At 62.3% G+C, this 18,818-nt stretch carries 21 protein-coding genes; all 21 read left to right on the plus strand.

Annotation, left to right across the window (positions count from 1 at the left end; translation table 11 throughout):
- Window positions 1-4: 4 nt before the first annotated feature.
- The 21 genes from LXE91_RS42335 (at window position 5) to LXE91_RS42435 (ending at window position 18,807) form a co-directional block, all read left to right on the plus strand.
- Entirely contained in the window at window positions 5-547 is a 543-nt protein-coding gene (locus LXE91_RS42335; RefSeq protein ID WP_143330930.1) for a hypothetical protein, read from the plus strand.
- Window positions 547-1,812 carry a type 4b pilus protein PilO2 gene (gene pilO2, locus LXE91_RS42340; RefSeq protein ID WP_089464379.1) on the plus strand — a complete coding sequence of 422 codons (1,266 nt, stop codon included), beginning with the start codon at window positions 547-549 and terminating at the stop codon, window positions 1,810-1,812. The genes LXE91_RS42335 and pilO2 overlap by 1 nt, the downstream gene beginning before the upstream one ends.
- Window positions 1,809-3,464 (plus strand): ATPase, T2SS/T4P/T4SS family, encoded by a 1,656-nt coding sequence (locus tag LXE91_RS42345; protein ID WP_143330929.1) that lies wholly within the window; start codon window positions 1,809-1,811, stop codon window positions 3,462-3,464. The genes pilO2 and LXE91_RS42345 overlap by 4 nt, the downstream gene beginning before the upstream one ends.
- Complete coding sequence (locus tag LXE91_RS42350) at window positions 3,461-4,561, plus strand: type II secretion system F family protein (protein ID WP_089464377.1); 1,101 nt, start codon at window positions 3,461-3,463, stop codon at window positions 4,559-4,561. The genes LXE91_RS42345 and LXE91_RS42350 overlap by 4 nt, the downstream gene beginning before the upstream one ends.
- A gap of 35 nt (window positions 4,562-4,596) precedes the next feature.
- Window positions 4,597-5,091 (plus strand): type 4 pilus major pilin, encoded by a 495-nt coding sequence (locus tag LXE91_RS42355; RefSeq protein ID WP_089464376.1) that lies wholly within the window; start codon window positions 4,597-4,599, stop codon window positions 5,089-5,091.
- A gap of 28 nt (window positions 5,092-5,119) precedes the next feature.
- Window positions 5,120-6,127 carry an ATPase, T2SS/T4P/T4SS family gene (locus LXE91_RS42360; RefSeq protein ID WP_174990732.1) on the plus strand — a complete coding sequence of 336 codons (1,008 nt, stop codon included), beginning with the start codon at window positions 5,120-5,122 and terminating at the stop codon, window positions 6,125-6,127.
- 1 nt (window position 6,128) lies between these two features.
- Window positions 6,129-6,599, plus strand: a complete 471-nt coding sequence (locus tag LXE91_RS42365) for a hypothetical protein (RefSeq protein WP_089464374.1) — start codon at window positions 6,129-6,131, stop codon at window positions 6,597-6,599.
- 116 nt (window positions 6,600-6,715) lie between these two features.
- Window positions 6,716-8,014 carry a shufflon system plasmid conjugative transfer pilus tip adhesin PilV gene (gene pilV, locus LXE91_RS42370; RefSeq protein WP_143330928.1) on the plus strand — a complete coding sequence of 433 codons (1,299 nt, stop codon included), beginning with the start codon at window positions 6,716-6,718 and terminating at the stop codon, window positions 8,012-8,014.
- A gap of 732 nt (window positions 8,015-8,746) precedes the next feature.
- Window positions 8,747-9,895 carry a CAP domain-containing protein gene (locus LXE91_RS42375; RefSeq protein WP_089464372.1) on the plus strand — a complete coding sequence of 383 codons (1,149 nt, stop codon included), beginning with the start codon at window positions 8,747-8,749 and terminating at the stop codon, window positions 9,893-9,895.
- Window positions 9,896-9,910: 15 nt separating this feature from the next.
- Window positions 9,911-10,549, plus strand: coding sequence for an NYN domain-containing protein (locus LXE91_RS42380; RefSeq protein WP_089464371.1), 639 nt, complete (start codon window positions 9,911-9,913; stop codon window positions 10,547-10,549).
- A gap of 55 nt (window positions 10,550-10,604) precedes the next feature.
- Window positions 10,605-10,883, plus strand: a complete 279-nt coding sequence (locus LXE91_RS42385) for a DUF3717 domain-containing protein (RefSeq protein ID WP_174990681.1) — start codon at window positions 10,605-10,607, stop codon at window positions 10,881-10,883.
- Window positions 10,880-11,518 (plus strand): hypothetical protein, encoded by a 639-nt coding sequence (locus tag LXE91_RS42390; RefSeq protein WP_174990680.1) that lies wholly within the window; start codon window positions 10,880-10,882, stop codon window positions 11,516-11,518. The genes LXE91_RS42385 and LXE91_RS42390 overlap by 4 nt, the downstream gene beginning before the upstream one ends.
- Window positions 11,515-12,243, plus strand: a complete 729-nt coding sequence (locus LXE91_RS42395; protein ID WP_306426911.1) for a lytic transglycosylase domain-containing protein — start codon at window positions 11,515-11,517, stop codon at window positions 12,241-12,243. The genes LXE91_RS42390 and LXE91_RS42395 overlap by 4 nt, the downstream gene beginning before the upstream one ends.
- A complete protein-coding gene (locus LXE91_RS42400) occupies window positions 12,243-12,566 on the plus strand; it encodes a hypothetical protein (RefSeq protein WP_089464369.1) in 324 nt (107 codons plus the stop codon). The genes LXE91_RS42395 and LXE91_RS42400 overlap by 1 nt, the downstream gene beginning before the upstream one ends.
- A gap of 11 nt (window positions 12,567-12,577) precedes the next feature.
- Window positions 12,578-13,024 carry a VirB3 family type IV secretion system protein gene (locus tag LXE91_RS42405; protein WP_089464368.1) on the plus strand — a complete coding sequence of 149 codons (447 nt, stop codon included), beginning with the start codon at window positions 12,578-12,580 and terminating at the stop codon, window positions 13,022-13,024.
- Entirely contained in the window at window positions 13,008-13,208 is a 201-nt protein-coding gene (locus LXE91_RS42410; protein ID WP_143330927.1) for a hypothetical protein, read from the plus strand. Before LXE91_RS42405 ends, LXE91_RS42410 begins: the two co-directional genes overlap by 17 nt.
- Window positions 13,205-15,592: a VirB4 family type IV secretion/conjugal transfer ATPase gene (locus LXE91_RS42415; RefSeq protein ID WP_226206190.1), complete on the plus strand. Its 2,388-nt coding sequence runs from the start codon at window positions 13,205-13,207 to the stop codon at window positions 15,590-15,592. Before LXE91_RS42410 ends, LXE91_RS42415 begins: the two co-directional genes overlap by 4 nt.
- Before the next feature lie 17 nt (window positions 15,593-15,609).
- A complete protein-coding gene (locus LXE91_RS42420) occupies window positions 15,610-16,365 on the plus strand; it encodes a TrbJ/VirB5 family protein (RefSeq protein ID WP_226206192.1) in 756 nt (251 codons plus the stop codon).
- 39 nt (window positions 16,366-16,404) lie between these two features.
- Entirely contained in the window at window positions 16,405-17,331 is a 927-nt protein-coding gene (locus tag LXE91_RS42425; RefSeq protein WP_089464365.1) for a TrbL/VirB6 family protein, read from the plus strand.
- Between the two features lie 51 nt (window positions 17,332-17,382).
- Window positions 17,383-17,697, plus strand: coding sequence for a hypothetical protein (locus tag LXE91_RS42430; protein ID WP_143330926.1), 315 nt, complete (start codon window positions 17,383-17,385; stop codon window positions 17,695-17,697).
- A 372-nt stretch (window positions 17,698-18,069) separates the two neighbouring features.
- Window positions 18,070-18,807, plus strand: coding sequence for a VirB8 family type IV secretion system protein (locus tag LXE91_RS42435; RefSeq protein WP_174990679.1), 738 nt, complete (start codon window positions 18,070-18,072; stop codon window positions 18,805-18,807).
- The last annotated feature ends 11 nt before the right edge of the window (window positions 18,808-18,818 follow it).

Consider the following 18,818-nt stretch of genomic DNA (forward strand, 5'->3'; position numbering starts at 1 on the left):
CGATATGAATCGCAACCTCACCACAATCGTAAGCCGGCTTGCCGCCGGCGCCGGTGCGCTTCTCCTCGCGCTGCATGGACATGCTGCAGCACTGCAAGCGCCTGGCGTCGCGACTGCCTCGCAACCGGCTTCCGCTGTAGCGCCGGCCTCGGCGTCAACCGACAGCGACACCTTGGCACTGGCCCGTGCACGCATTCCGCTCTTGCAGGCGGAACGGGAAATCACCGCGCTCGAGAAAGAAATCGCGCAGAACCGGCAAGCAGCGGATGACGCAAAGCGTCCGAAGCTCCTCGGTGGCGCTGGTGGCCCCACGGCGGCTGGCATTCCGATGGGGGAACTGCCGCCGGTGGCTCGACGTAGCGCGGACGTTGCGCTGGTCGGCGTCGGTTCGTACGACGGCCGAAATACGGCGACGCTCGTGATCAACAACGTCACACACGATGTAAAGGTCGGCGACGCGCTCGAGAACGGGTGGACCGTTGCCCGCATCGCGCGGGATGGCGTACAGCTTGCGCAGGGTCGGCAAACCCGCTGGGTGAAGTTCTGATGGTAGCGATCGTTTCCTTACCGGACACGTCGGGCCGCTTCGCGCTCGGGTTGACATGGGAGCACGAGCCGGTGCGTCCGAAGTCGACCGCGCTGCGCGAACGCGCTCGGCGGCTCGGTCGGTACGGCCTCGTTCGCCAAACGTCGACGGGCGTGTTCCAGGCCGGATACGGTGCGTTGCCGCCCGGTACGCGGTGGCCGTCGCGTATCCACGCGCTCGCGAGCCGTGTCGCCGAGCACCATGCGTCGCCGTGGCTTGGCGTATATCGCCTGACGGATGATGTGTCTTGGTTAATCGCGGTACGTGATGGTGAGATCGTTCCTGGCGGGGACGTCGTCGGAAGTCACGTTGACGTCGATGCTGCACGCGATGCACTGCGGGCGCAGGACGGCTGGCGCGACTATGACGGCACTGCGGCTGACTTAGCCGAAATGGTTGGCCTGACCATTCCGGAGCGTGGCCTGACGGATCTGCAGGCGACGGTGCCACTCGCAGTGTGGCTCGGTGCCGCAGTAGTCGCGTGCGGTGCCATGGGAATCGCTGGCGTTGTGATCTGGCAGCAACGAGAGGACGCAGCGGAACGCCTGATCACGATTACGAAGCAACGGGCGCAAGCTGCGGCTCGGCGCGCGCAACGCGAGGCAGAACTCGCGAACCCGCCGTGGACAAGGCTGCCGGCCCCCTCGACCGTGTTCGCGGAATGTGCAGCAGCATGGCGAGGACAGGATCTTTCGCGCGGCGGATGGACCCTGACTGCTTGGCGGTGTGCTCCGACGGGCGACGCGCTCACGACGACGTCCGACTGGACCCGCGAGGGTGGCACGGCGCTGGGCGCACCAGGTGCGTTGACCACCCCTGACCATTCAACCGAGATCAAGACGCAGCCGGCAAACCTGCCAGTGTCGATGTCGGAAGCCGCCCTTGACGAGGCTGGTCGCCGTGCCGTCTGGGCGTTGGTTCAGACCGACTCGCTCTCCCTGGAATTGCCCGAGCCCGCGCGGCCGGCACCGGCGAGCGCCGCGCAAGAGGCATTACCCTGGCGCACGCGGTCTGCGGTCTTCACGTTGCCTGCCGCACCGTGGACTTTGTACGCAGCCGGCTTCGATGCAGTGCCTGGTCTGCGTGTCGATGGAATCTCGTACGACTTGGGAAAGGCCCAGTGGACGGTGCAAGGAGCGCTCTACACGCGTACGAGCACGCCGCGTCAGGCCGACTCCAACAAGCAACCCACATCGTTGCCGGTGCCGGCGGGAGCGCGCGCGTGAAGCCCTTTGCAACGACCCTCAAATTGCTCGACCCGACGACATCGGGGGCAGGTCGCATGTCGGTCGCGCCCGCAGCAGCGCCCGCAGAGCTCACGGTTCCGGAGCACTTGCTCTCGCACGTGGTGTGTGCCGGGGGTGAAGGTGGTTCATTGACGCTCTATGTCGACCAGCGCAGCAAGAGCGCTGCTGCGTTCCAGACCTGGCTGCAACGGCTCGACGAGTCGGCGATCACGTACTCGGTGACGTCTGTTACGGCGGCTGAGCTGGAGCGCCATCGTCGCCAGCACGCGACCACTGCCAGTGACGACCTATCGCTCGCGATGCAGCAAGAGGCGCGGCTACTGCTGAAGCTGGTTGATGCGGCTGGGATCAGCGATGGGCATGTGCTGCAGCGCCGGGACCATACGGAGGTTCAGGTCCGTGTCGATGGCGACCTGATGACTTCGAATCGGTTCTCGTTCCGAGCCGAGGAGGGGGCGCGCTTCGTCGGGGCAATTTACAACGGCCTCGCGAGCAACAAGCCGCCCTCGCTCGCTCCGCGGGAATTCCAGGACGCGCTCATCGACGGTCATAAGTTGGCGGGTACCGGATTGTCGACGGTCCGAATCATCCGGGGACCAGCCGAGCCGGTAAACAGCGGTGGCGGCTTTCTGATTGCCCGCTTTCAGAGCCGGCCGGGCGCCAAACGTACTATGTCGCGGGCCGAGGCAATCCATGCTCTGCAGCTCACGGTGCCGGCGATCCCAGATACCTCAATAAACGGAATCCGCTGGCGCGGTTTTCCGAAATCGCAGGTCGCCAGAATCATACGCCTCGGGCACATGCCCCACGGGCTTGTCGCTTTCACCGGCCCGGTCGGCAGTGGCAAGACCCAGGCGATGGACGATCTGCTGCAATACCTCGCCGAGCGCTATCCAGGGCGTCGTCAGGTCACGATCGAAGACCCGCCCGAGTTTGAGAAGCCGTGGGCGATCGTGCTGCCAGTGAATGGAATGACGTATCTCGAACTGCTGCACAAAACGTTGCGCATGGATCCGAACATTTTGCTGATGGCGGAAATCCGTACGGCGGCAGAAGCGGCGGCTACGCTCCAGGCAGCGCTGACAGGGCGCCTGGTGCTGACGACGTCGCACGTGACGGACCCGTTCCGATTCTTCCAGCGGCTTGAGGATCTGGATCCGCACCAGTTGGCCAAGGCTAAGACGTGCGACCACGAGCAGGTGATCGGTGTCATTGGCGTCCGTCTTGTTCCGCAGCTCTGCCCGGACTGCCGTGTGCGTCTCCTCGACACCTCGGCTCATGAGGTAGCGCCGGACGTGGTAGACGCGCTCCTGAGCTGGGGAGGCATTAGTCAAGTGCATGTCCGTGGTGCTGGCTGCCCGACGTGCCTCGGTCGGGGCGTGACGGGGCGACAGGTGATCGCCGAAGTTGTCGAGACTGACGAGCTGCTGATGGCCGATGTTCGGAACCGCCCGATCGCTGAGGTTAAGCGAGCTCATCACGCGCGTCCGGACTCCGACTATTCGATGTTGGCCTACGCCGTTGCTCACGTCCTGGCCGGGCGGGTCGACCCGACAGACGCGCACGCGCATATTGCACTGAGGCCGCGTCGCGACGAGCGACTGCCGAGCATCGAGGAGCTGATGTCATGATCGGTAAGTCGTTCTCCTTTCCGTGGTCTGCACGGCGGCGCATTGCGCAGCGCGTGCATAGCTTGCCGTGGAAACTGCGTGCGCGGTTCTACGAGGACGCGATCCACCAGATGCCGCAAGGCGACTCGCCCTTCGAGATCTTCCGGGATCTTCAGCAAAGCCTGCTACGTCGGAAAAAGCGGACGGACGCGCAACGGGTCCACCGCGCAATGCGGACGATTGAAGACGGCGAGTCGCTAGTGCGTGCGCTCGGCGCCGATGTGGGCACCGTCGAGCGAAGCATTCTGGAGATTGGCGAGCAGAAGAACAGCGGCGGCCTTGCAGCCGCAATGCAGCAGATTCTCGATGAGCGCGCACGCGTCACGCGGATTCAATCGGCCGCCTGGGGCGCGGTGTTCGAACCGTTGGTTTGCGTTGGCGCGATGCAGTCGTTCTTTTATGTGCTGGGCACGGAAGTGATGCCGGCAATTGAAAGCCTGGTCCCGCGCACGCACTGGAACACGCTGACACATTTGCTGGACTGGTTTGGCTGGCTCGGAACGGGTGCAGGCCCGATCGTTACAGCGGTTGGCGCGATTGCGGCCGGAGTGGCTGCCACCCGCGCCTTGCCTGTGTGGACCGGTCGAGGCCGTCAATGGGTGGAGCGCCATCTCTTTGTCTTCAGGTACTACAGGGAATTGCAAGGCACCACGTGGCTCCTGGGGTTTGTCGCGCAAGTGAAGGCCGGTGTTCCGCAGGCAAACGCACTTGCGCAGCAAATTCGCCACGCTTCGCCGTGGCTTGCCTCGCGGTTGCGGCCTGTCTACCGCTCGCTCATCGAAGGCGAGCGACTCGGCGACGCGCTTCGCAAATCGAAGTTGGACTTTCCGTCGCCGGACTTGATTGAGCGGATTGGTCGACTCGACGGTGGAGAGGGTGGCGTTGAGAGGATGGAGCTGCTGGCAACGGAGCACGCGGCAAAGCTGGAAAAGCGACTGCGGACACTGGTCACGATCCTCGGCTATGCCTCGCTGGGGCTGATGCTGTCGGTAATGGGACTGGTGCAGATCGCTAGCAACGGGCTGACCGAGAACATGATGAACTCGGCCGGGATGTAAGGGAAACATGCAACTCAACTGCAAGGAGAGCCGAAATGGGTGAGGTACTGGGAACGTGGTGGGGGCGAATCATGATGCTGCTCGGGATCGCCGCGGTCGTCGGCGTGATCGTGGCATCGAAGAGCGGCGGGAAGGTTTCAAACCAGGCGAGCGACATTACGCTCTTTCAAGGCGAAGCGCGACAGCAACTCGGTAACACGCCGAACGGCTACACGAACTGCACGACGGCCAACACAGCCGCATTGATCACCGCCGGAATTGTGCCGCCAGGCATGGTGCGGGCGGGGGCACTCACGAATCGGTGGGGCGGTGCAGTGACCCTCGCGCCGGTCAACAACGGTGCTCAGTGTTCGGTGACGCTCGCTGGTATCACCGATACAAAGGAGTGCAGCAAGCTCGCGACGACGCTGCAGGACTACGACTCGCTGGTTATCGGCACGACGACGTTCACGAAGGATGCGTTGCCCGATGGTGTGTCGGCTGGCGCAGCCTGCAAGGGCAACACGTCACTCCAGATCACGTTCTCATAAAGCCATGTTCGCAACTCGCGACTCCGCTATGTCAACCGTTCGTGCCGACATCGAGATTGGCCACGAAGGCGTGCTCGCCGATCTCGAGTTCTCGGACCTGTACCTCGAGGCGACGGGACGTGCTTGGTACAAGACTTGGGCACTTGATCCGCTGCGCCACGAAATCACTGGGTCGGCCCTTGAGGGGGTGACGCGTCTTCGGCAGCACATCGAGGCGAGTGTTTCGAAACGTGAGTTTCGGATCAAGTGGGATGGTGTTGGCATGCGCGGCGCGTTGTTCGAAACACAGGCGGGTGAAATGTACGTGCTCCGCCGAAATTTGCCGCACGCCTTGCCGTTTCACACGCTCGGCTACGGTCAACGCGTTGAAAGCGCATTGCTGGCCCCCGCGATCCGGACGGGCGGGCTCGTATTGTTCACGGGGGGCGCGAGTAGCGGCAAGACCGTGGGTCTGACGGCTTGGACCGTTGCGATGATGCGGACATATGGTGGTGCAGGTTACACGGTCGAGAACCCGATTGAGATCGAGCTCGAGGGGGATTACACCGGCGAGGACGGCGTAACGGGCACGTTGTATCAGAAAGAGATCGACGAAGACGAGCAGTTTGGGCATGAGATCCGTCGACGCCTGCGCGGTGGCCCGAATCTGTTGATGATCGGTGAGTTGCGCAATGCGGATGCTGTTGCACAAGCACTGTTGGCAGCGACGAGTGGCGTAGTGGTGGGCGCGAGCTATCACGCGAACGACCAGATCACGGGGTTGCAGCGGTTGTCGGGAATGGTGCGCGACGCGGGATTCGACGGCGGATTGTTCGCGAACGGTCTCGCTGCGGTTATCCATCAGCAGATGGTGCTGACCCACCGCGAGGGCGAAATCACGCGGCAACTTCGTGTGTCGCCGCTGATCCTGACCGGTTCCCGCAACGAAACCGGCATTCGCTCGCAATTGCACGGCGTTGACTTCCGACAACTGAGCACCGAGGTCGACCATCAACGACGCGTGATGGCCAACTTGTCGACAGGGGTGGCGTTCTGAGATGGGCTACGCACTGATTCCGCTGCTTGTCTTGTCGGTTGCGTTCAGCCTTACGGTCAATGCACAGCGCGAGACGCTTCGAGTGCTGGGTCCGGATAGCAGGGCCGATGCCGCGGCGGAGATGCGTGCGCTGCAGGCGGAGGTGTTTGCCGCGGCATGCGTTGCGGCGGCGCAGGCTCAAATCGGCGTCGCGAGCGACGGTATTGCAGTGGCGTGGCCTGCCGGGATGGTGGCCTTGGCAGGTGCGACATGCGCGACTCGGACGGATGGAACGGGACGACTCGTCTATGCGGGCGTGCCTACGCTGCCGGGGGTGGCCGGTGTGATGCTCGACCGATTGAACGGCAGCGCGCTGTGGTCGACCGTGAGAGTGGCCGGGACGGCGCAGCCACTCGTTGGCGGGCAGCCCACCACCGTACCGACGCTGTTCGCCGCTGGCACGTTGATCTATCAGTCGCGGGTGGCGAAATGAATGTCTGTAAGCGGGCGAAAGCGCGGCTTCAGGTTGGTGACAGGCTGCCGTTAATCGCAATGGAGTTGTTTGTGTGCGTGCCGGACGTATCCGGGCCACGGGCATAAGGGGGCATCGTGCAGGCAGTTCTCGGAACGTGGTACGGCGCGCTGATGTGGCTCGTGATGGCGGGCAGTTTGACAGTCTGGCTGCAGCACTCGGCCACGGCCATCAAGGTCGCAGGCGCGGGCAACCAGGCACAGGTCGTGGCGAGTGCGATGGGTCGTTACGTGAAGGACCACGGCGCCGATCTGGCGGCAACCGCGACGGCAGCGCAACCGGTGACCGTGTCGATGAATGATTTGCAGGCTGGCGGGTATCTGGTGGCGGGCGTGTCGTCGACAAATGTGTATCGGCAGCAGTGGTTCGCGCAGGTGCTTCAACCGCAACCGGGTCAACTGCAGACGATGCTTTTCTCGTCGGGCGGGGTAGCGATTCCGGCGCGAGATGTGGCGACGGTAGCAGCGCAGTCGAGTGGTCGCGGCAACCTGGGGGGCTTTGTTCCGTATCCCAACCAGGCCGGGGACGCAACGCTGCAGCCGACGATCGCCGTAGGGGCGGGCGGTTCGTTTCGCCAAAGTCTGGTGAGCTATGCGAATCCTGGCAGCGGCCACCTCGCGATGCTGGTTGGGGTCGCTGACGCTCCGAGCGACAACGGCTTCCTGTATCGCGTCCCGATGCCGAATCGACCGGAACTCAACAACATGCAGACGGATTTGGGATTGACGGACACGCAAGGCGTCGCGCACGACATCAACGGTGTGAACACCGCGAACGCGAACACGTTCAGGCTTGCGAACGGCGCGGGAATGAAGGGCGATCAAGGAGGCGCGATCGAACTGGGGGACATGGCTGGGAATAATCCGGGGCAAGCGCCCTATATCGATTTCCACCTCGGCGGGCAGGGCGCGCAAGACTTTAATGCGCGATTCCAAAACAACGCGGATGGAAATATCCGTGTATCAGGGGCGAAAGGTAACGGGTCGCTCGACGTTGAAGGCACGCTTCAAGCCGGAAATATCGCCACGCCGGGCACCTACTGCCCGACGAACGGAAAGATAGCCGGCAATGCAGACGGGTCAGGGCAAATCTTGTCATGCCAGTTCCACACTTGGATGCCGATCGGTGGCCGCTGGCTGCGGTACGGCTACTACACGGTTTACGACGCGTGGTGGGTACCGCAGCCGACCTGCCCGAACGGTGGGTCAATGCAGATTCAGGTGACACCGCAAAACTTCGTGGTGAACGACACCACCGCGGTGAATACGGGACCGGCGACATGGACAGGTAACGGGTGGCAGGTCCACCTGACTGACGGAAACGGGAACGGGATTCCAGGTGCGCAGGGAATTGCCGCGACCTACTGCTCATATTGAGGGCGAGAGCGATGACGAAGGGCTTGGGAGGGGTTGGTGTGCTGGTGGCGATCGTGTTTGCATCACCGGTCCATGCAGCGCCGGCGCGATGCTCGTCGGGGTATCAGGACAACACGTGTCTGACACCGATCTGGCATGACCGCGTTGCACCGCCGATGTGTCCGCCCGGCTACACACAGACGTCGGCGCCGCGGTGGGTGGGCTCGAGATGGACGAATCCCGGCTGCCAGCCGCCGCCGCCGCCGCCAGTAACGCAGCCGCCGGCGACGACGTGCTCGGATCAGGGGGTCATGGGGATGTTGATCGCGTGGGCGCAGTACTACGGCTCGAACTGGTACGCCGAGGGCACGGTCACCGCGACCCGCCACGTATGCACGGATGGATCACAGACGTGGTCCACGTTGGTCGGGAGTGCCGGACTTCTGCTTCAGGGACCCACGAAGGCTTGGCACGTGCCGGGCGTAGTGGGGCCGTCCGGAATGCCGGTGTTCGCGGCGGACATTATTTGTTATGGACCGTCGCATGCATTCAACGGGGAGAACGGTCCGCAAGGCGATCAGGTGCCGTCTCCCCCGTATGCAACTTCGCCTACCGCATACGGTGTCGTGAGTGACGGAAGCCAGTGCGGAAACAATACGTATGTGCCTTGAATTGTTGTTTGAGTGAGCTGGTGGAACTTTGAAGTGCAACCGTAGTGCGTGAAAAACCATTTATAACGGGAAGATAAGAATCATGATGATCAAGCATTCGAAGGGCCGTTTTGCTGCTGTTGTGGTTGCCGCGATGCTCGCCGCCTGTGGCGGTGGTGGCGACGGTGGTAGCGCGTCGACGGGGACGTCGAATCCGGGGGCTGGTAACGGCGCGGGTTCGGGGTCGACGAACGGTGGATCGGCGTCGGCCGCGTTGCCGCCGCAGACTTCGGTACCGAACCCGACGTACGGGGCGGCGTCGGCGGAAGCCCAGGCATTCGCCACCCTCAACGCGTATCGCCAGGCACTGGGCGTCGGATTGCTGCGGCAGGATGCGGTCCTCGACATCGCTGCACTCGCGCATGCGAAGTACGAGCTGACGAACCTCGGGAGCGGCGCAATCTCCGGACTGGCGCACGACGAGAGCTCATCGCTGCCCGGCTTTACCGGCAGCTGGCCGCTGCAGCGTGCACAAGCGGCTGGGGCACCGAAGAACCAGTGGGTGGGCGAAAACATCGGTAGCGCGTTTGCAGCGACCCCGCCCGGTACGCCGGGCGCAGACTGCGTCAACCAGCTGCTCGCGACGGTGTATCACCTGCAGGGCGTCACTTCGAATACGGAATCGGTCGGCGTCGGCGTGGCCTCGACGACGCCGACAGCAACGACGCCGGGCGTGGGCTCAGTATGCGTGTTCGATTTGGGCACGTCGACGGGCGTCGCGCGCAATCCCGATCCGAACAATCCGACCGACGTGAATGCTTCCCCTGCATCGGGCGGGCAGCAATTCGCGACCAACCTGGTTGTCAGCTCGCCGTATGACGGCGAAACGGGCGTCTCGACGACGATGGTTACGGAGACGCCGAACCCTGCGCCGGACCTGAGCGCACCGGGGCGACCGATCATGGTGCGGGTCAATGCTGCAACCGGCAATACGCTGACCGTCTCGAGCTTTCAACTGGTCGACTCGACGGGCGGCGCTGTCGCAGCGCGGATCCTTGTTCCGCAATCGGCTGTTGCCGGATCGACCGCGAAGGTGACAGCCGATTCGAACAACATCCTGTTCGCGGGCGTCGCGTTCTTGCTGCCGCTCTCGCCGCTCAAGCCGAACACGACGTACACCGTGACGTTCTCTGGCGCCCGAGACGGTGTTGCGGTTTCGGTGACGCGGACCTTTACTACCGGCGCAAAGTAAGCACGGGAGCCTGCGATGACCCGGCACGTTTTCATCGACAACTCGAACCTGTTCATTGGGGCGCAGCGGGCGGCCGGGGCGTACGAGCCGGCGGCCGCACCGCTCGCCGTGCGGCTCGCGTACGCGAACCTGTTCGTACTGTTGCATGGCGACGAGCCGGTCGGCACCCGCGTGATGATCGGCTCGGGCCCGCCGAATTTGAGGGCGGCCTGGGACGGCGCGCGCGCATTCGGGTACGACACTGACCTGTTCATCGCGCCGAACGCTAGGCCGCGCGAGCGTGGTGTCGATGAACTGGTTCAGCTCAAGATCGCAAATGCGCTGCTTGACCACCCGGCCCCGCAGACGTTGGTGCTCGTGACCGGGGACGGCAACGCGAGTGAGTTCGGGACAAGCTTCATCGAGCAGATCGCGCGTGCGCTCCGGCTTGGGTGGCGAGTCGAGTTGTGGTCGTGGAGGGAGCAACTGTCGTCACGGCTGGTGGACCAGGCAGACCTGTCCACCGGCCGGATGACGATTCGCCTTCTTGACCCGCATTACCGAGCGATCACACGCGTGAAGTCGGGGCAATTCATTGTCGGCGGCAAGATGGTTCGGCAGTACGCACGAGAGGCGGAGCGGCTGCCGCTAGACATGCTGGAATCGACGGTCTAACCGGCCGCGTGGTGCCATCGCTCGCAACGCGATGCTTATGAAAAGGAGTCCTAAAGTGAATATGTTGCCGCTGGCGGAAGATTTGCCCGCTCCGGAGGTTGCCATTCCTCCGGTCACGATTACGCAACTGGAGGTTGCCATCAACCGCCTGCGCCGGCGGCCGCTCGACGTCGGGAACTATGGCGACGCTTTCGACGCGCACGAGACCCAGCGTGCGCATCTGGAGGTGCTGTATCGAAGCATGGTCACGAAACGCCAACATGCGGTGCCTCTGAGCGCGATTCCGGAATCCGCGCGCTTCGCGCTGCATGTTTCAGGGAGCGCTCAGGAATGACACGGTTTCCTTCAATCGCACGACGCGCGGCCACCCTCGCTGCACCGCTGCTGATGTTGCTGCCGGCGAGTGCCGCATATGCGGATGACGACTGGGGCTGCCAGGTGCTGTTGTGCTTGGCTGATCCACGTGGGCCCGAGACCGAAGCGGCCTGCGTACCACCGATCGAGAAGCTTTGGGACGCACTTTGGCATGGCGATCCGTTCCCGATCTGCAATTTCCGAGTTCGGCTCGACCTCATTCCGGAGGCGGTTCGCAAAGCGATTCCGCTCGACGCGTTCAACGTCGGTAAGGGCACCGGTGCGCAGCACACCTTTGCCGGGCCGGGCTACTGCCGAAAGGACCTGCTCAGCTGGGAGGGCAACGACTTCCCTCGGCTCGTCTGCCATGCATCGGGGGTGATCGACGTCAAGATCGACGGCCAGATGTACACACGGGTCTGGTGGGGTGTGGACAACGGGTACGGCCCGCTTGGGCGCTATGGGAACACGCGCACGATCAGCGAGTACTACGGAAACGGTTCGACGCAAAAACCCTACGACCCGTCCAAGGCTGCTGAGGAATTTCAACGCGAGTGGGAAAAGCGCCAGAACCAGAATCAGGGCTATGGCTGGAGCGGCCCGCGCGGGGGATGACCATGCTGCCAATCGACCTTTCGATGCTCGTGCAACAGTGCGCGCCGTCCGTCCATCCCACGACGATGCAGGCGGTCGTTCATACCGAGTCAGCCCTCAACCCGTATGCAATTGGTGTCGTTGGTGGCCACCTAGTTCGGCAACCGCGGACGCGAGAGGAGGCGGTATCGACGGTCGCGGCCCTTGAGGCTGGCGGCTGGAACTACAGCGCGGGGCTTGCGCAGGTGAACCGCGCGCACTTCGCGCGCTACAAGCTCCTGAATGGAGGGGTGTTCGATCCTTGCGCGAACCTGCGCGCCGGCAGCGAGATCCTGACCGATTGCTACACGCGCGCGGCGCTGCGCGCCGGGCCTGGCCAAGTTGCGCTGCGCCGTGCGCTGAGCTGCTACTACAGCGGGAACGAGCAACGTGGATTCAAGCGGGAGAACGATGGAAAGAGTTATGTGACGCGCGTAGTGGCTGCACGGCCGGCAGATACCACATCAACCACCGGCGGAATCATGCGCGTCGCATTGGCACAGCCGACAACTGAACAGGCACCGGCGCCGAATCCGCAGACGACGGTGCCGCCGATACGGGTCGTACGGGAGGACGCCGAGCCGGCGAAGCCGTCCGGAAAGGGCAAGGCGAAGGTGCAGCAGCAGCAGGAACAAGCGCCGAGTGCGAAACCGCGCTCGGGATGGGATGTATTCGGGGATTTTGGTCAAACGAGGGAGAACCAGTAATGAAAGCAAACGTGAATTTCTTCGGGAACGGTAGTTCGAATCGACGGACGCAGCGGCTGCTCGTCTTGGCGTTGATGATGACCGCGGGCGTGGCCCAGGCGGGCGGGCTCGATGCGGGCAAGTCAGGACTCTCGACGTTTCAAGTCTGGCTGTATTCGTGCACCGGGATCCTGGCGGCCTGCTACCTGCTTTATGTAGGCATTCAATGTTTTCAGCATAAGCAGGACTGGGTGCACGACTTCGGTACCGCGTTCATTAAGGTATTTGTAACTGGCGCGGGTGTCGTCCTCGCCGGGTATCTGTTCGCACTCGGCGCGAACTGAAAGGGGGCGACATGGAAGAGCGCACCTTGTACCCGTCGTATGCGGCGCTGAACCGGACCGCGATGATTTGGGGCATCCCGCTGATCCCTGGGCTAGTGGTGTTCTGCGCATCGCTGATGGTGGGCCTCATCGCGCTTTTGACGCTCGGGCCGGGTGGTGCGCTGCTAGTGATCCCGGGTGCAGCCGTTCTGATGTTCTTTAAGAAGGTCAGCGAGACGGACGACCAGGCCTTAAGAATCCTCGGTTTTGAACTGCGCTGCGTGTTTGCGCGGGCGAACGCAAACCTGTTCGGTCGGACCTACACACTCGCGCCGATGAGATACGGCCGCACCTACAAGAATGTCCGAAGGATGCTTGAGCGCACGGCGTCGGCGGAGATGTCCGAACAGTTCATTGCGCGTTTTCGGGCGGAACTCGCCCAACGGCGTCTGGAGGAGCAACATGAAATCGTCGCATAAGTCGGTGCGTAGACCGTACGGCGCCCTCGACTTGCACCAGGCCGAGCAAGGCTTGTCCAATACCAGTGCGAGGATCGACAGGACGATCGGTCATACGATCGTGCAGGGCGAAGTCGGTGCCGGCAAAACCGTGTTGTGGGAGAAGGTCCTGCGTCGTACGACGCCGACAGGGAGCGTACAGTGATCGTCAGCGACGTACTGATTCGCCAGCCGGCGCTCGAGGACCTGTTGCCGAAGATCGGCCGGCCGGTTTCGGAGTTCGTCACAAGCTTCGAGGACGGCCGCGCAATGCTCGCGGTACGCCTGTCGGGCATTCCGTTCGAGTCCGTGTCGACGAGCGAAATCGAGACCCAGTTCGAGGCGCTGAATCGCTTCAAAGCGTCGCTCGTGATGGATAAGGGCAACCGGCTTGGCATGTGGTTGACCCTGAATCGCCGCCGGGTACGCTTTGACAGCGAGTATCGCTTTCAGTCTCGGTTCATGCGCCGCTTCGCCGCGAAATATCTGCGCCGATTTGAAAATGGCGATTTCTTTGAGAACAGCTTTTACCTGACCATCGTGTTGAAGGGGGAGGCGCTTGACGAACTCGTCACGGAGCTTCACGAGCTCGCCGAGACTATCGACAAGAGCCTGACAGCGTACGATCCGCAGGTGCTGCGCGTCTTCGAGCACAACAATATTCTGTTCTCCGAGCCGTATCAGTTCATCGCGGAGCTCCTCAATGGCGTCGACGAGGTTGTCCCGGTCACGTCTGCGCTCGGTAGCGAGCTGATCCCTTCCGCCTGGCAACACTTCCATTACGACGTTCTGGAAACGCGTGCTGACCATCGCACGCGGTTCGCGGTCTGCTACGACTTGAAGGATTTCCCGAAATCGGGGTGGGGTCAGCTGAATCCGCTGCTCACATTGCCCGCCGAATTCACGTTGACCCATTCGTTTATCGGCATGGGTAACTATGACGCGATGTTTGCGATCGAGGACCAGGAAAACAAGCTTCGTTCAGTCGAGGACAAGGCAACGCACCAGCTGGAGGAGCTCAAGGAGGCAAAGGCACTCGTCGCCGGCCGCGATCTCGCATTCGGCGAGTACCACGGTGCACTCGTCGTTTACGGCGACACCGACAAGCAGGCAATCGACAACGGCGTGTTCGTAACGAGCAAATCGCTCAACGAGTGCGGCTTTCGGTGGGTCAAGGCGTCGCTGTCGGCCCCGATGACCTTCATCAGCCAGGTGCCTGGCGCGAAACACAAGCCGCGGCCGATGCCTAAATCGACTCGCAGCCTGGCGGCCGCCTTCTCGATGCACAACTATTCCGCCGGCAAATCGCGAGGCAATCCGATCGGCGACGGTTCGGCGGTCATGCCACTGCAGACGGTATCGAAGGGCCTGTACAGCTTCAACTTCCACGCGTCTCGTGTGGACGAAGACAACACCGGAGAAAAGCTCGCAGGCCACGCCTTGATGCTCGGCGACACCGGCGCCGGCAAGACGACCCTGCAGCTGGCATTGATCGGTTTTCTCGAGCGGTTCGACCCGAAGATCTTCGCGATCGATATGGATCGCAGTATGCAGATCTTCATCGAGGAGCTCGGCGGTACTTATTTCGCCCTGAAGGCGGGCGAGTGGACACAGCTGGCGCCGTTCGCGCTGGCAGACACACCGCGCAATCGAGAGTTCCTCTACGACCTGGTCGGGTCCTGCGGTCGCGATCATGACGGCAAGCTGTCGGTCGAGGACATGATCGACATCAAGAACGCGGTCGATGCGATTTATCGGCTGCCTAACGTGCGCGATCGCCGCTTCTCGCGCCTGCTCGAGAACATTGCCGACACCGGCGAGAACTGCCTTGCGCGACGCCTGATGCCGTGGTGCGCGTCGACGGGAGGCCGCTTCGCTTGGGCGCTTGACAACGTCGCCGACGCCGAGATCGACATGAGCCAGTTTCGGCGGATCGGATTCGATGCCACCGACATCCTCAAGAAGGACTACGCCCCAACCGAACCGATCCTGGCCTTCCTCCTGCACCTGAAGAGCCTGATGCAGCTGAAGGGTGGGTTGCTGGCAACGATCATTGAAGAGTTCTGGTTGCCGGTGTCGTATCCCACGACATGCAAGATGATCGAGCGCTCGTTGCGTGTCGGCCGCCGTGCGGACGAATTCCTGGTGCTGGTGTCGCAGACGCCTGATGAGGCGCTGAAGAGCCCGCTGTTCGGCGCGATCCTGCAGCTGACGGCGACGAAGATCTACCTACCGAATCCGAGCGCGACCCGCGAGGGATATGGGCCCCTGATGACGGACCGGGAGTTCAAGGAGTTTAAAGCGCTGACAAAGGACTCGCGCAAGTTCCTGATCAAACAGGGCAACCAGTCGGCGTTCGCGATGCTCGACCTCAAACAGGGTTTCACCGACGAACTGGCGGTGCTATCGGCGAGCCTGGACAACGTCGCGATCTGGGAAGAAGCCGGCCTCGAGGCGGATGGCGATCCGGAGCGACGGATGGAACTGTTCCAGCAGCGCCGAAAGGGCAAACGGGACCGGCGGCCCGTAACGGCCGGCGAACTGGCCTAGCGGGTGACCCGGCCGAGATGACGACGGTGGAAAGAGCAGCGAGTAGTGGACCGCGCGGGGCGGTCGGGGCGCAGACCTGGTATCGCGTCTCGGGTCAATCAACCAATCAAATCGAAAGCGGAGCAACCATGAAAACGTATCGAAGGATCATCCAGGCGGCCGTTGTCAGCATCGCACTCGCGGCGGCCCCCCTGTCGCACGCGCAAGGCATTCCCACCATCGACATGTCGCAAGTCGCGCAGGCGATTCTGACGGTCCAGCAACTGAAGGCGCAGTACGACCAGATTGTGACGCAGGTGCAGATGATCAAGGGCAATCGCGGATTGGGGTTGATCTTCAACAACCCTGAGCTGCGCAACTACCTGCCGGACGAATGGAAATCGGTCTACGACATGGCGAACGCCGGGCGCCTTGGCGGTATCTCAGGCGTCGCGAACGAGATCCTTCGGCAGGAGGGCATGACGACGGGATTTACGGCGGGCGCAAGCCGCTACAACACGACGCTCGCGTCGAATAAAGCGATGGCACAGCAAGCGTACGACGCGGTGATCAAGCGCTTGCAGAACATCCAGTCGTTGATGCAGCAGTCGGATATGACGCAGGATCCGGCCGCGAAGGCCGACCTCGCCAACCGCTTCCTCGCCGAGAACGCGCAGATCCAGACCGAGCAAACCCGACTGGCATTGATGGACCGGCTGCAGCAGATCGAAGAGAAGTTCGCAGCGCGGCAGGCGTCGAAGGACATGCAAACCCGCGTGAACGCGGACGAGTAAGTACACCGTCCGCAAGGACAAGGGAATTGGGAGAGCGCGATGGCGATCACGGTTTTCACCGACATGCAGAAGTCGTTCGACGACTCGGTGCTGCAAACCATCAATTCGGGATCTTCCCAGATCATCTCGATGATCAGCCCGCTTGCGTCGGCGGCCTTCGGCATCTACGTGCTTTTGGTGCTGGTGTCGTACTGGCGAGGGCAAGAGGACGTGCCGGTGGTCGACTTCCTGATGAAGTGTGGTGGCTGGTTCGCGATCCTGGTGATGGGGATGAACATCTCGTACTACAGCCAGTACGTGGTCCCGTTTTTCAATGGCTTCGGCGACGACATTGCAAAGGCGCTCACGAATGGGAACTCGGGGATGCAAGCGCTCGACAACCTGCTGAATCTGTACGTCAACGCCATCAAGAACACGTTCCAGAACGCAAACATTGGTGTCACGGATATCGGCCTCGCGTTGGAATTGGCTGGCATCTCGATGGCGTTGATCTTGACCGGGACTTTGTTCCTCGGGATCGCAGCCGCCTACATCATCTTGGCTAAGTTCGCCCTCGGGCTGCTTCTCGCGCTCGGCCCGATGTTCATTGTTGCGCTGCTGTTCCCGCCGACGCGGCGATTCTTTGACGCGTGGGCTGGGCAGTGCGTGAACTTTGGAATCCTCGTTGCCCTCTACGCCGCCGCCGGCGCGATCGAGGTGAACTATGCAACGAGCGTTCTGCCGCAGAGCTTTACATTGACCGACTACGTCCTGACCTGGGCGACTCTCGCGAAGATTCTCGCGAGCGGTGTGGTGTTCATTGTCGTATCGCTGAATCTTCCGTCGCTTGCATCGCAGCTCGGCGGTGGTGTTGGCATCTCGTCGATGGTCGGCAAGATTAGTCAGGTCGCGCGCGGTCTCGCCGGCCGTGGCGGTGGTGGTGGCGGTCGTGGCGGTCGCCAGGGCGGTTCAATTGCAGCTTCGTGATTGTGCGTGCCGTACTGAGCTCGGGCCAACTACCTAGGAAGGTGACACTGAATGAAACTGACCCCTCACGAGATTCTTACGCATATCGGAATCGACGTGCCCGAAGAGGGGGTGACGATCAGCTCGCACGACATGCTGGTGTACACCCGGATGTTTCATCTGCTTGGCAAACAGATGTCGATCGACAAGATCGCGACGCACGAGCTCAAGCAGCTGATTTCCGAGATGCAGACAGGTGACGAGGGACCGGTCGACGTGTCGACGATCACCGATCGGCAGTGTGATTTCCTGCGGTCGGCTTTGAAATGCAGTCAGCGCATGGCATTTGGGATGGATGTCGACTTGACGACGGCACGTAGGCCGTGACGGAGTGGTGGTGATGAAACGGTTTCGATTGGCACGCTGGGGCAGCGTCGTAGCGATTGCGGCGATGTTGTGCGGCTGCGGGACGGCACGGCAATTGCCGCAGCCGCAAGGAACGTGGGAACCGGTGAACTGTGTGCCGGTGTTCGAAGGAGAGAATTGATGTTTCGATTCGGAAGAAGTTCGCGGACGGCCGGCGGCGGCCTCGGTAGTCCGAGAGGGGCGGTAATTGTGGCCGGCGCAGTCGGCGCTGTTCCCGCTGTGGAGCGGGCACCGTCTCCCACTCCCGCGCGGAAGCAACACAAGACGTCACGGCCATCCGCACCGGCGAATGCTGCGTCGCAGGAGGAGGCAGCACGCGAGGCGAAGTCTCGGTTGAGCGAGGGCGCGCGGTGGTACCTGGAGCAAGCCCTGGGGTTTGAACGCTCGAAGCAGGATGCACTCAAGCAGACGACGAAATTTGCAATCCGAGTTGCGGTGGGGGGCGGTCTGATCGGGCTATTCGGCCTTTTGGGTGGTGGGGCATTAGTACAACTAAAGAGGCCGAACCCACCCGCGCTGATCCGGACCAACGATACCAGCGGAACAACGGACGTGATCGGCGTGATCCGCAACGGCGAGATGCCGTTCACTGAGGTTCAGGATCGCGCCGACCTACGCCGGTACGTCGAAATGCGAGAGAGCTACGACTGGGAAACGATTCAGGACATGTACGACACCGTCAAGCTGATGACAGCCGACAAGGAGCAGGAGAACTATGTCGCGCTGTTCCAGAAGGATACGGCGCCGCAGAAGATCCTGAAGAACCAGGTGCGCGTGGTAGCGAAGGTTGGCGCAATCACATTCGTTGGTTCGACCGCACAGGTGTTCTTTTCGAAGACGATCAAACCCATGTCGACCGTGCAGGACTCCCAAAACGGTATGCGGCCGCAAAAAACCGAATACTGGGTCGCCACGATTTCGTACCGCCACGACAACCTGCCCGAGTCGGGGATGGAGCTCGAGCGCGACCCGACCGGCTTCCGCGTCACAAGCTACAACGTCGATCGCGACTGGACGCGCTCAGACGCGATGCCGGTGGTGCCAGCGCTCGGCGCGAAGGGGGCATCGTGAAGCGTGTTCGA

The sequence above is a fragment of the Burkholderia contaminans genome, assembly GCF_029633825.1.
Taxonomy (GTDB): domain Bacteria; phylum Pseudomonadota; class Gammaproteobacteria; order Burkholderiales; family Burkholderiaceae; genus Burkholderia; species Burkholderia contaminans.